This is a genomic window from Duganella sp. 1411 (assembly GCF_017833525.1).
GTDB lineage: Bacteria > Pseudomonadota > Gammaproteobacteria > Burkholderiales > Burkholderiaceae_D > Rugamonas.
Genome location: NZ_JAFICD010000001.1, coordinates 2,607,090 through 2,618,333 on the forward strand (window position 1 = coordinate 2,607,090; position 11,244 = coordinate 2,618,333).

Below are 11,244 nucleotides of genomic sequence, written 5' to 3' on the forward strand. Positions count from 1 at the left end.
CATCAACGCACCTTCGAGTGTAGCCGTAGTGCAAGCTGTTGTACATGGAGAAATCTCCAGTGCGACAAAATTGATCGTTCTCTATTGCCGGTTCTCCCCCGGGCGGGAAAAAAAAGCTATCATCGCGCCTAAGTGCCAGCGCAGAAAAAAAGCGGAAAACCCGCTAAATGACAAAAAAATCACTAGGGATAGAGCATGAAATTCAGATTTTGGGGTGTGCGCGGCTCCATTCCCTCCCCCGGGCCGCGCACCGCGCGCTACGGCGGCAACACCACCTGCATCGAAGTGCGCACCGATGACGATACACTGATCATCATCGACGGCGGCACCGGCCTGTTCTCACTCGCGCAATCGTTGATTCAAAACAAAACCGCGCCGATTCACGCCAACATTTTCATCACCCACAGCCACTGGGACCACATCCACGGACTGCCGTTCTTCACGCCGCTGTTCGTGCGCGACAGCCGGGTGCGGCTACACGGGGTCACCGACCCCGTCACCGGCAACGGCATCGAGCACGTGATGGGCGTGCAGTTACAAAACAGTTATTTCCCGGTCAGCGAAACGCAGATGGACGCCACCATCGAGTATCACACGCTGGAGGTCGGCACGCCAGTGCCGGTGGGGGACGCCACCGTCAACAACGTCGTGATGAACCATCCGGTCACCGATCTGGGCTACCGCATCGATTGCAACGGCAAGTCGGTGTTCTTCACCGGCGACCACGAGCCTTTTTATAATATCCACCCGGCGGGCGATCCGGAACACGCGGCCTACGAGCGCTGGATGCACGAGCGCAGCGCCGCCATCGACGCCATGGCCATGGGCGTGGACGCGCTGATCGTCGATTGTTCCTACACGCGCGAGGAGTATCCGGCCAAGCGCGGATGGGGGCACGGGACGTTCGACTCGGCGTTCGCGCTGGCGTTGCGCACCGGCGCCGGCACCTTGTATTGCACCCACCACGAACCGACCCGGGGCGACGACGAACTGGAGGCGGTGTTCGCCGACGTGATGGCGCGTCACGCGGCGCTGCTGGGCGGCTTGAAGGTGGTGCTGGCGTACGAGGGATTGGAAGTGGAGCTGGGAAACAAGGCCCCGGATACAACGGAAACACGTAGGGCGGATTAGGCGGAACGCCGTAATCGGCCATCGTTGAGCCGCGGGGACGCATGCAATGGCGGATTACGCTGCGCTAATCCGCCCTACGTGTTTTATTGGTTATGTGACGGTCACAGGACAAATCACGCGGCGACCGGCACGCGCGCCGTCAACCGCCGGTCCGCCAGCGCGCGCAGCCGCGCCACGGCGGCCGGCAAATTGAACGCGCGGCCGGCGCGCAAGGCACTCACCATTTGTGTGGCGATGCGCAACGCCGGCGCGGCGGCGTTCTTGGCCGCGTACGGCAGCACCAGCCGATACCGGCCCTTCATGCGCGGCACCACGCCGACAAACCCCACCGTCACTTCATTCAGCGCCAGACGGCGCAATTCCAGCGCGACCTGCTGCACCACGCGCACGATCTGCGGCACGTCGTCGCCGCGCATGCCCACCAGCCCGGCCTGGCGCCGTACGCCCGGCAGCATCGCCAGCAAACGCTGGTCGAGCGACGCCAGCGCGGCCGGCGTGGCCGACGTGTCGTCGACTTCGAGGATGCTGAGCAGGCAAGGTTGGGTGGAGTAACGGTTGTCGCTGGAAAGGTAACGCTGATCGATGATTCTCATGTTTTTTCTGGCCTTTGATGAAACAGGCCGTATTCTGATCCCGATCGCGCCAACGCGGAAGCGGCGCCCGGAGCCTTCGCTTGTAAGACCAGGCTTACACATAAGGCTTACCTAATCCAGCCGTGCTAGGCGCCCGGCAGTTGCTTCTCGAAGCACACGGCCAGCGGGTTGCCGATATATTTGCCGTAGTTGGCGATGCGCACATAGCCGCGCGCCGTGTAGAAATCGACCGCGCGCCGGTTCACCAGGCGCGTCTCGAGCCAGATCGCCTGGTAGCCCAGCGCCGCCGCCTCGCGCTCCAGATACGCGAGCACGGCGCTGCCGATGCCGCTGCTGTGGCGGCGCGCGTACATGCGCTTGATCTCGGCCACGCCCGGCTCCAGCGGACGCAACGCGCCGCAGCCCTGCGCCACGCCGGCGGCGTCGCGCGCGACGACGAAACAGGCCATCGGGCCGCGCACGTCGTCGGCGTCGAACGAGGCCTTGCCGCTGCTGCCGGTGATTTCCTCGAGTACCGCCGACAGCTCCTCCATGAGCACCAGGCACTCGTCGGCGCCGGGATCTTCGGGCGTGAGCAGGATGGCGGGAATGGGCTGGTTCATGCCACCGATTATTGCACAGTACAGATGACCAGTTCCGGATCGGCGTTGATGCGCACCGGAATGCCGCTGCAACCCACGCCGCGACTGACGATCAGCGCGCCGTTGTCGCGCACCGGGAAACGTCCGTAATGATAGGGACGCGACAGCGGACCGCGCGGCATCACCAGCGGCGTGCCGTCGCCGGTGGCGATCTGGCCGCCGTGCGTGTGGCCGGCGAAACCGACGTCGAAGCGGTGGCCGTCGAGCCGCAGCAGGCCGTCGGGCGCGTGCATCAGCAGCACCCGCGTGGGGCCGGCGCCGGCGAAGGTGGCGTGACCGTCGGGCGCGCCGGTCCATGGATCGTCCATGCCGCATACCGAGACGCCCTCGAACGGCGCCGGCAGCGCCAGCGCGCGGTTGACCAGCATCTGCACCCCGGCGCGCGCGAACAGGCGCTCGATCAGGTCGTGGTCGGTGATCAGGTCGTGGTTGCCGAACACGGCCAGCTTGCCCAGCGGCGGACGGCACGCCGCCAGCGCCGCGCACAGCGCCTCGGCGTAGCGCGCCGGGCCGTGCACGTAGTCGCCGCCCAGCAGCAGCAAATCGGGCCGCTCGGCGTCGATGCGCGCGAACAGGTCGGCGAAGATGCCGGGATGGGTCGGCGGCCCGGCGTGGAAATCGGAGGCGAAGGCGATCTTGAGCGGGCGCGCCAGGCGCCGCTCGGGCGCCAGCGCCACGCTGTGGCGCGTCACGCCCAGCCGCCCGTGCAGGCCGAGACGGTAGCTGCACGCCGCCACCAGCCCGCCCAACAAGGCGGCGTTCATGGCCGTCTCGGTGTAGCGCCGCAACCGGGACTGGCGCGCGCCGCGCGGGGCCTTGCCCGGTAGTAATGTCATTGATGCCTGAGGGAATCTGGAAAAGGCGGCATCATAGCGCATTTGCGGCGGCGCGGCCGCGTCGGTGGTAAGCTTGGATCAGGTAGCACGCATTCCGCCCGCCGGCGCGGGGTCCGCCGCGCGCCGTTCGCCCCTCGCCTTCGGAGATCGCCCGATGACAGCTGAAACCTACATTCCGGGCAAAGACGCCGCCCTCGAAACCACCATCGCCACCATGCGGGCCCAACTGGCCAAGCGCGGCTTCAGGCCGAACGAATCGCCGCCGCTCAACGAGATCGCCGGCATCTGGTCGATCCACATGAAGGACAGCGAGTGTCCGCTGCTGTTCTCCAACGGCAAGGGCACAAGCGAGCTGGCCGCGCGCGCCAGCGCGTACGGCGAGTTCCTCGAGCGTCTCAACACCCACTATTTCTGGACCCACTTCCACCTGGGCGCGGAGCGCGCCAACGCGCCGTTCGTCCACTCGCCGCGCGAAAGGTGGTTCGCGCCGGGGTCCGATGGCGCCTGGCCGGCCGAGCTGCTCAACCCCGAGCTGCACGCGTTCTACAATCCGGACGGCGACATCGACGCCGGCGTGCTGGTCGACCTCAACTCCGGCAATGTCGCGCGCGGCGTCTGCGCGCTGCCCTACCGGCGCCTGCGCGACGACAGCACCGCCTACATCCCGGTCAACATCATCGCCAACCTGTATGTCAGCAACGGCATGGCCGCCGGCAACACCGTCAACGAGGCGCGCGTGCAAGCGCTGTCGGAAATCTTCGAGCGCGCCATCAAGTACCGCGTCATCGCGGAGGGCCTGTGCCTGCCGGAGGTGCCCGACGACGTCATCGCGCGCTTCCCCCGCATCGAGGCCGGCATCGCCGGCCTGCGCGCGGCCGGCTTCGGCATCCTGGTCAAGGACGCCTCGCTGGGCGGCAAATACCCGGTCATGAACGTCACGCTGATCCAGCCGAAGGACCAGGGCGTGTTCTCCAGCTACGGCGCGCACCCGCGCCTGGAGATCGCGCTGGAACGGGCGATGACCGAATTGCTGCAGGGCCGCGCGCTCGACTCGCTCGAAGGCTTCCCGGAGCCGGGCTTCGAGATGGGCGAGATCAGCGCCGTCGCCAACCTCGAGGCCCACTTCGTCGACTCGAGCGGCATGATTTCATGGGACTTCCTGAGCGACACGTCGGACTACCCGTTCGTCGACTGGAACTTCAGCACCAACACCGCGGAGGACTACCGCTGGCTGGTCGACGCCATCCACGCCGAGGGCAAGGACATCTATATCGCCGACTTCGACGAGCAAGGCGCGTACTGCTGCCGCATCCTGGTGCCGGGCTTCTCGGAAATCTACCCGGTCGAGGATCTGGAATGGGAGAACAACAGCGTCGGCAACGCGCTGCGGCCGCTGCTGGCGCGCCTGCACGAGCTGAGCGTGCAGGAATGCACCAGCCTGCTGGCCGAGCTGCAAACCTCGAACCTGAACGACGAGCGGCCGCTGTGGGAAATCCTGGGACTGGCGGTCCCGCTGGGCACGCCGTGGAAACAGCTGCGCCTCGGCGAACTGAAAACCCTGCTGGCCTTGGTGGTCGGCGACGAGGAGGCGGTGCTGCAAGGCTGCGACTGGATCCACCACTACGGCGACCTGCCCAAGGCGCGCCGGCTGGTGTACCGCTGCATCGAGAGCATCGTCAGGCTGGAGGAGCCGGAGAACTTCCGCCGCGGGCTGGAGCTGCTGTACGGCGCCGAGACGCTGGCGCTGGCCGAGGCGCTGCTCGACGGTTCGGAGCGCTTCTTCGGCCTCGACACGCTGGGACCGAACTTCGAAGGCAGCGCCATGCACCAGAGCTTGCTGGCCGCGTACGACAAGCTGTTCGCGCCCGAGGTGCGTTAGGCGTAGATTTTATCTAAACCACGTAGGGCGGATTAGCGCAGCGTAATCCGCCAATGCATGCGCTGCCGCCGGCTCACACACGGCCGATTACGGCGTCCCGCCTAATCCGCCCTACGCGATTCACACGGCCGCCGCATCCACCAGCAAAGCGGGCTGCAATGCCCGAATGCGCAACTCCGTGAAATAGCCGCCGGCCTCGTTGTAGCGCAGATAGTGGCGGCCGCAACTCATGCAGCGCGCCACCGTGCAGCGGTTGTACGGGAAATAGCGCGGCGAGATCGGCGCGTCGGCGCTTTCGTAGCGCGTGCCGTTCGGATGAAACTCGACGAAGGTCGGCTCGTCATACGGATCTTCCATCAGCGTGCCGACGTCCTCGAACCGGTCTAACTCCAACGTCATGGGCAGCGCCTGCCACGCGGCCATCGAAACCGTATTGCAACCGCAGGGCATGCTCACCGCCGACGACGCCTGCGCCAACTGGCTCAACGCCGCGAAATCAATCTTTTGCATGTTCAGTCCATTATCAAGGAATCCGATTCTACTGTAACGTAGATCAAGCCGCATCCGCTTGACACGCATATCGACGGGGCACGCACCTCGCTGTTAATCGGATTTATACTGTGGCTATGCGCTGTTGTTGTGGACCTCGCGCGAGGAGGCAAGCAATGAACTGGGTAGCTGTAAGAGAGGGTTTGGAACTGATCGCCTTGGCGATGCTGGGCTCAGTAGCTTTCGGCATCGCGGCGACATTCATTCTCCGCCGCTATTTCCCCAGAAAGATAGAGGACGACTACACCTACGTCCTGCGCTCTGCGGACGGCAAGAAAACCACCGTTTTCCTGCCCCCGGATCTGCCCGAAGCCGAGCAACAGCAACGCATGCGGCAAGCTTATGAGAAGCTCGGCCTGCCCGCCCTGCCCCACTATCCGGCGCCGATGCCCAGCGGCGACACCAATCCCTGGCGCATGCACCGGCATACCACCAAGGCGTTCCGAAACGGAGATTTCCAGGCCATCCAGATCCCCCCTGAAATCGCCTACGGCCGTCCCGACATCGATCTGGAAATTCAACGCATCGGCGACGAGCTGCGCATCCGTCCGGCCAGGGCGGCGGAACAAGCCTAGCGGTCCGCCGACCTGAGCGGCACGGCCCCACAAACAAAAAACCCCGCCTTCTCGCGAAGATGGGGTTCCACAGAGCGCCAGGCGGTCCGGTTATTACAAGATGTGATGCCCGATCCACCAGGCGATCGCGGCCACGAACGCCGACGCCGGAATGGTGAAGATCCACGCCCACACGATGTTGCCGGCCACGCCCCAGCGCACCGCCGACATCTTTTGCGCCGAGCCGACGCCGACGATGGCGCCGGTGATGGTGTGCGTGGTCGAGACCGGCACGCCGAGCGCGGTCGCGGTAAACAAGGTGATCGCGCCGCCGGTTTCGGCGCAGAAGCCGCCCACCGGTTTGAGCTTGGTGATCTTCTGGCCCATGGTCTTGACGATGCGCCAGCCGCCGAACAAGGTGCCGAACGAGATCGCCGTGTAGCACGAAATGATGACCCACAGCGGCGGCATGGCGTCGCTGGCGTTCGAGTAGCCGGCGGCGATCAGCAGCATCCAGATGATGCCGATGGTCTTTTGCGCGTCGTTGCCGCCGTGGCCCAGGCTGTACGAGGCGGCCGACAGCAGTTGCAGCCGACGGAACCATTTGTCGACCCGGCGCGGCGTCGAGCGCACGAACACCCACGACACCAGCAGCATCATCAGCGAGCCGAAGATGAAGCCGAGCAGCGGCGACAGCACGATGAACAACACCGTCTTGATCAGGCCGGCCGAGATCAGCGCGCCGGTGCCGCTCTTGGCCACGGCCGCGCCGACCAGCCCGCCGATCAGCGCGTGCGACGACGACGACGGAATGCCGTAGTACCAGGTGAAGATATTCCACACGATGGCGCCGACCAGCGCGCCGAAGATGACGTACTGGTCCACCACGCCGGGGTCGATGGTGCCCTTGCCGACGGTGGCGGCCACGGTCAGCTGGTGAAACACGAAAATGGCGACAAAGTTGAACAGCGCGGCCATCGCCACCGCCGTCTGCGGCTTGAGCACGCCGGTCGAGACCACGGTGGCGATCGCGTTGGCGGCGTCATGGAAGCCGTTCATGAAGTCAAACACCAAGGCCAGGGCGATGAGGATGCCCAGCACATAGATGCTCATTTGGATGGTATTCATGGACTGATCTTTTTTTTAATTATGCGTTTTCGACGATGATGCCTTCGATGATGTTGGCCACATCCTCGCAACGGTCGGTCACGGTTTCCAGGATCTCGTAGATGGCTTTCATTTTGATCAGGTTGCGCACGTCCGGCTCGTCGCGGAACAGCTTGGACATGGCGGCGCGCATGACGTGGTCGGCGTCCGACTCGAGGCGGTCGATCTCCTCGCAAATGGCGACGATCTGGCGCGAATTGTCCATATTGTGCAGCAGCGCGACCGCTTCCTTGACCTTCTCGGTGCAGGCGAGCACCAGCTCGGCGAGGCGCTTGGCTTCCGGCGTGACCGAGTGCAGGTCGTACAGCGAGACGGTCTGGGCGGCGTCCTCGAGCAGGTCGAGGATGTCGTCCTGGCGCGTGATGAGCTTGTGGATGTCGTCGCGGTCGATCGGCGTGATGAAGGTCTTGTGCAGCAGGTCGACGGTGGCGTAGGTGATCTTGTCGGCCTGTTTCTCGATGCTCTCGATCGCGTGCACGCGGTTTTCCAGGTCGTCGAAGTTGGACATCAACCCCAGCATCTCTTTTGCACCTTTGACGCACAGGTCGGCGTGCTGATTGAACAGGTCAAAAAATTTGCCCTCGGTGGGCATCAAGCGTCCAAACATGTCTTTCTCCGTTTCATAGTCGTGATTACTGCTACAGACCGCCGCCCGGATGTCCCGGACCGCGTCAGGATGGGTTCGCCCTGTTTGCTGTGGCGGACCCAGTGGTGTTGCCGGTGTTAGTCGCCTTGGTACAGCGCCAGGTTACCGGCGTAGTTGCCGAACTTGGTGTATTGGCCGATCCAGGTCAGGCGCACCGAGCCGATCGGGCCGTTACGCTGCTTACCGATGATGATCTCGGCCGTCCCCTTATCGGGCGAGTCCGGGTTGTAGACCTCGTCGCGATACAGGAAGATGATGACGTCCGCATCCTGCTCGATAGCGCCCGATTCGCGCAGGTCGGACATGACGGGACGTTTGTTGGGGCGTTGCTCCAGCGAGCGGTTCAGCTGCGACAGCGCGATCACCGGGCATTGCAGTTCCTTGGCCAGGCCCTTGAGCGAGCGCGAGATCTCCGAGATCTCGGAGGCGCGGTTGTCGCCCTGGGTCGAACCGGTCATCAGTTGCAGGTAGTCGACCACGATCAGGCCGAGCTTGCCGCACTGGCGCGACAGGCGCCGCGCGCGCGCGCGCATCTCGATCGGGTTGAGCGCCGGCGTCTCGTCGATGTAGACCTGGGCGTCGTTCATTTTCTGGATGGCGTGCGTCAGGCGCGGCCAGTCCTCGTCATTGAGTTTGCCGGTGCGCAGGCGGTGCTGGTCGAGCTGGCCGACCGAGCCCAGCATACGCATGGCCAGCTGCACGCCGCCCATCTCCATCGAGAACACGGCCACCGGCAGGCCCTCTTCCACCGCCACGTTCTCGGCGATGTTCATCGAGAACGCGGTCTTGCCCATCGACGGGCGGCCGGCCACCACCACCATGTCGCCCGGCTGCAGGCCGGAGGTCATGCGGTCGAGGTCGATCCAGCCGGTCGGCACGCCGGTGATCTCGGACTGGTTGTCGCGCGAATACAGTTCGTCGATGCGCTCGACCACCTGGGTCAGCAGCGGCTGCACCGGCAGCCAGCCGGCCGCGCCGCGCGCGCCCTGCTCGGCGATGGCGAAGATCTTCGATTCGGCCTCGTCGAGCATCTGCTTGACTTCCTTGCCCTGCGGCGTGAACGCCTGGCCGGAGATCTCGTCGGCGACGGTGATGAGCTGGCGCAGGATCGAGCGGTCGCGCACGATCTCGGCGTAGCGGCGGATGTTGGCCGCCGACGGCGTGTTCTGCGCCATCGCGTTCAGGTAGGCCAGGCCGCCGACGTCCTCGGCCTTGCCCAGCTGGGTCAGTGTCTCGAACACCGTGATGACGTCGGCCGGCTTGGAGCCGTTGATCATCTTGACGATCTGTTCGAAGATGATGCGGTGGTCATAACGGTAGAAGTCCTCCGAATTCATCATGTCCGCGATGCGGTCGAACGCCGCGTTATCGCGCAGCAGGCCGCCAATGACGGACTGTTCTGCTTCGATGGAATGCGGCGGGACGCGGAGTGAATCTAATTGCGGATCGGAGGGGGTGTTCATGGCGCGAATTATACCTGCTTAGGGCGGCAGCCAAGGCGTTGCGGCAAAAAAATTGGCGAGAAAAAAGCCGGGCAAGCCCGGCTTTTTTCAAATATTGCTATTATTACCAGCACAACAGGCATTGCTGCCTGTGCAAGTAATTTAGGCTGCTTCGCCGACGACGGCGACGGTCACTTCGACCACCACGTCGGTGTGCAGAGCAACGCTCACCGGGTGCTCGCCAACGGTCTTCAGCGGACCGGTAGGCATGCGCACGGCAGCTTTTTCAACTGCGAAACCAGCTTTGGTCAGCGCTTCGGCGATGTCGAAGTTGGTAACGGAGCCGAACAGACGACCGTCGACGCCAGCTTTTTGCGAAACGTTCACGGTCATGCCGTTCAGTTTCTCGCCTTGGGCTTGGGCGGCGGCCAGTTTGGCGGCAGCGGCCTTTTCCAGTTCGGCGCGCTTGACTTCGAATTCAGCAACAGCCGACGCGGTAGCGCGACGGGCCATTTTTTGCGGAATCAGGAAGTTACGTGCGTAACCGTCTTTAACTTTAACGACTTCACCCAGGTTGCCCAGGTTGACGACTTTTTCTAACAGAATGATTTGCATAGTTTTTCTCCAGGATTAGACTACGCAATTAAGCGTGGTGCAGATCGGTGTAAGGCAGCAGCGCGAGGTAGCGGGCGCGTTTGATGGCGGTGTCAACTTGACGCTGGTAGTGCGCCTTGGTGCCGGTCAGACGTGCTGGCATGATCTTGCCGTTTTCCTGGACGAAGTCCTTCAGGGTGTCAACGTCTTTGTAGTCAACCTGCTCAACGCCAGCGGCGGTGAAGCGGCAGAACTTCTTACGCTTGAACAGTGGATTTTGTTGCTTGCGCTTTTCTTTAAGCTTGAGCTTGTTTTTGTCGAACTTTTTACCGAATGCCATTTGAGGCTCCTGTATCTAAATTGAGCTGTCTGGGACAGCACTAAAATCAATGATGTGAAACACCAGGCTTTTGCTGTTGCGTGTCTTCTTGTTGATAAAACCGGTGAACTGGTACACCCCGCCCAGTGGCGCCTGGCTGAAGCGGCCCGAGATCTCGCCCGCGGCGACCGCGGAAATCTCAAACTCGCTCAACCGGGCTATGCCCGCCTCCATCTGCTGCGACCGGTGCTGGAGTACAGCGTTCACGATCGGCATGCCGGCCGGGGTATAGCGCAAGGCGTCCCGTTCGGCGATCAAGGCAATGAATTGGCTTTGATTCACTGGAGCTGTGTCAGCTCGGTTTTGCAACAATTAGGCCGCTGGAGCGGCGGCAACAGGAGCTGCTGGGGCTTCGGTGCGATGCGATTTCGCCGCATCTTCACGTTGTACCGACTTCATCATCGGCGAAGGAGCGGTTTCCGCTTTCTTCATCTTGACGGTCAGGTGACGCAGCACGGCATCATTGAATTTGAAGGCGGTTTCCAGCTCGACCAGGGTCTCGTTGTCGCATTCGATGTTCAGGCAGATGTAGTGTGCTTTGGCCAGTTTCTGGATCGAGTAAGCCATTTGACGACGGCCCCAATCTTCAACACGGTGCACGGCGCCGCCGCGGGTCGTTACGGTGGTCTTGTAACGTTCGATCATGGCGGGCACTTGCTCGCTCTGGTCCGGATGGACGATAAATACTATTTCATAGTGACGCATGCAAACTCCCTTAAGGACTGTGAATAGTGCCCACCCTGGCGTCAAGACAGGTGTGGGAAGAGGTAAGCCGGCGACTATAGCAGCTTTTCGGACAGAAATCTACCCCTTGCCGCCCCCGCGACAGTGCT

At 63.2% G+C, this 11,244-nt stretch carries 14 protein-coding genes; 3 read left to right on the forward strand and 11 right to left on the reverse strand.

Features of this window, described 5'->3' with window-relative positions:
• Positions 1-195: 195 nt before the first annotated feature.
• The gene (locus tag JOD97_RS10880) at positions 196-1,131 is read left to right on the forward strand and encodes an MBL fold metallo-hydrolase (protein ID WP_209716451.1); all 936 of its coding nucleotides are present in this window, start codon (positions 196-198) and stop codon (positions 1,129-1,131) included.
• Between the two features lie 113 nt (positions 1,132-1,244).
• On the opposite strand, the gene JOD97_RS10885 is transcribed toward JOD97_RS10880, so the two are convergent.
• The 3 genes from JOD97_RS10885 to JOD97_RS10895 all read right to left on the reverse strand — a co-directional run bounded on the left by JOD97_RS10885 (position 1,245) and on the right by JOD97_RS10895 (position 3,201).
• Complete coding sequence (locus JOD97_RS10885; RefSeq protein ID WP_209716454.1) at positions 1,245-1,724, reverse strand: hypothetical protein; 480 nt, start codon at positions 1,722-1,724, stop codon at positions 1,245-1,247.
• A gap of 125 nt (positions 1,725-1,849) precedes the next feature.
• On the reverse strand, positions 1,850-2,326 hold the full coding sequence (locus JOD97_RS10890) for a GNAT family N-acetyltransferase (protein WP_209716458.1): 477 nt from the start codon (positions 2,324-2,326) through the stop codon (positions 1,850-1,852).
• Positions 2,327-2,334: 8 nt separating this feature from the next.
• Positions 2,335-3,201 (reverse strand): metallophosphoesterase, encoded by an 867-nt coding sequence (locus tag JOD97_RS10895; RefSeq protein WP_229264269.1) that lies wholly within the window; start codon positions 3,199-3,201, stop codon positions 2,335-2,337.
• A gap of 154 nt (positions 3,202-3,355) precedes the next feature.
• Here JOD97_RS10895 and ycaO point away from each other — a divergent pair, with 154 nt between their 5' ends.
• The gene (gene ycaO, locus JOD97_RS10900) at positions 3,356-5,080 is read left to right on the forward strand and encodes a 30S ribosomal protein S12 methylthiotransferase accessory factor YcaO (protein ID WP_209716462.1); all 1,725 of its coding nucleotides are present in this window, start codon (positions 3,356-3,358) and stop codon (positions 5,078-5,080) included.
• 120 nt (positions 5,081-5,200) lie between these two features.
• On the opposite strand, the gene JOD97_RS10905 is transcribed toward ycaO, so the two are convergent.
• Entirely contained in the window at positions 5,201-5,590 is a 390-nt protein-coding gene (locus tag JOD97_RS10905) for a hypothetical protein (protein WP_209716465.1), read from the reverse strand.
• A gap of 182 nt (positions 5,591-5,772) precedes the next feature.
• Between JOD97_RS10905 and JOD97_RS33245 the strand changes: the two genes are divergently transcribed.
• Positions 5,773-6,204 (forward strand): hypothetical protein, encoded by a 432-nt coding sequence (locus tag JOD97_RS33245; RefSeq protein ID WP_209716468.1) that lies wholly within the window; start codon positions 5,773-5,775, stop codon positions 6,202-6,204.
• Positions 6,205-6,297: 93 nt separating this feature from the next.
• Here JOD97_RS33245 and JOD97_RS10915 read toward each other — a convergent pair whose 3' ends face one another.
• From JOD97_RS10915 to rpsF, 7 genes are all read right to left on the reverse strand, one after another.
• Positions 6,298-7,311, reverse strand: coding sequence for an inorganic phosphate transporter (locus tag JOD97_RS10915; RefSeq protein WP_209716471.1), 1,014 nt, complete (start codon positions 7,309-7,311; stop codon positions 6,298-6,300).
• Between the two features lie 19 nt (positions 7,312-7,330).
• Positions 7,331-7,957, reverse strand: coding sequence for a DUF47 domain-containing protein (locus JOD97_RS10920; protein WP_090314775.1), 627 nt, complete (start codon positions 7,955-7,957; stop codon positions 7,331-7,333).
• Between the two features lie 116 nt (positions 7,958-8,073).
• The gene (locus JOD97_RS10925; protein ID WP_209716475.1) at positions 8,074-9,459 is read right to left on the reverse strand and encodes a replicative DNA helicase; all 1,386 of its coding nucleotides are present in this window, start codon (positions 9,457-9,459) and stop codon (positions 8,074-8,076) included.
• A gap of 141 nt (positions 9,460-9,600) precedes the next feature.
• A complete protein-coding gene (gene rplI, locus JOD97_RS10930; RefSeq protein ID WP_090314782.1) occupies positions 9,601-10,053 on the reverse strand; it encodes a 50S ribosomal protein L9 in 453 nt (150 codons plus the stop codon).
• A 28-nt stretch (positions 10,054-10,081) separates the two neighbouring features.
• On the reverse strand, positions 10,082-10,372 hold the full coding sequence (gene rpsR / locus JOD97_RS10935; protein ID WP_019922639.1) for a 30S ribosomal protein S18: 291 nt from the start codon (positions 10,370-10,372) through the stop codon (positions 10,082-10,084).
• 15 nt (positions 10,373-10,387) lie between these two features.
• Positions 10,388-10,693 (reverse strand): primosomal replication protein N, encoded by a 306-nt coding sequence (priB, locus tag JOD97_RS10940; RefSeq protein WP_090314785.1) that lies wholly within the window; start codon positions 10,691-10,693, stop codon positions 10,388-10,390.
• Positions 10,694-10,723: 30 nt separating this feature from the next.
• On the reverse strand, positions 10,724-11,116 hold the full coding sequence (gene rpsF / locus JOD97_RS10945) for a 30S ribosomal protein S6 (protein ID WP_090314787.1): 393 nt from the start codon (positions 11,114-11,116) through the stop codon (positions 10,724-10,726).
• Positions 11,117-11,244: the final 128 nt, after the last annotated feature.

Coding starts and splice junctions, on each gene's coding strand:
- JOD97_RS10880 (WP_209716451.1), top strand. CDS start 196: ATGAAATTCAGATTTTGGGGTGTGCGCGGCTCCATTCCCTCCCCCGGG.
- JOD97_RS10890 (WP_209716458.1), bottom strand. CDS start 2,326: ATGAACCAGCCCATTCCCGCCATCCTGCTCACGCCCGAAGATCCCGGC.
- JOD97_RS10925 (WP_209716475.1), bottom strand. CDS start 9,459: ATGAACACCCCCTCCGATCCGCAATTAGATTCACTCCGCGTCCCGCCG.
- rpsR (WP_019922639.1), bottom strand. CDS start 10,372: ATGGCATTCGGTAAAAAGTTCGACAAAAACAAGCTCAAGCTTAAAGAA.
- JOD97_RS10915 (WP_209716471.1), bottom strand. CDS start 7,311: ATGAATACCATCCAAATGAGCATCTATGTGCTGGGCATCCTCATCGCC.
- rpsF (WP_090314787.1), bottom strand. CDS start 11,116: ATGCGTCACTATGAAATAGTATTTATCGTCCATCCGGACCAGAGCGAG.
- JOD97_RS10895 (WP_229264269.1), bottom strand. CDS start 3,201: ATGACATTACTACCGGGCAAGGCCCCGCGCGGCGCGCGCCAGTCCCGG.
- JOD97_RS10920 (WP_090314775.1), bottom strand. CDS start 7,957: ATGTTTGGACGCTTGATGCCCACCGAGGGCAAATTTTTTGACCTGTTC.
- JOD97_RS10905 (WP_209716465.1), bottom strand. CDS start 5,590: ATGCAAAAGATTGATTTCGCGGCGTTGAGCCAGTTGGCGCAGGCGTCG.
- JOD97_RS10885 (WP_209716454.1), bottom strand. CDS start 1,724: ATGAGAATCATCGATCAGCGTTACCTTTCCAGCGACAACCGTTACTCC.
- rplI (WP_090314782.1), bottom strand. CDS start 10,053: ATGCAAATCATTCTGTTAGAAAAAGTCGTCAACCTGGGCAACCTGGGT.
- ycaO (WP_209716462.1), top strand. CDS start 3,356: ATGACAGCTGAAACCTACATTCCGGGCAAAGACGCCGCCCTCGAAACC.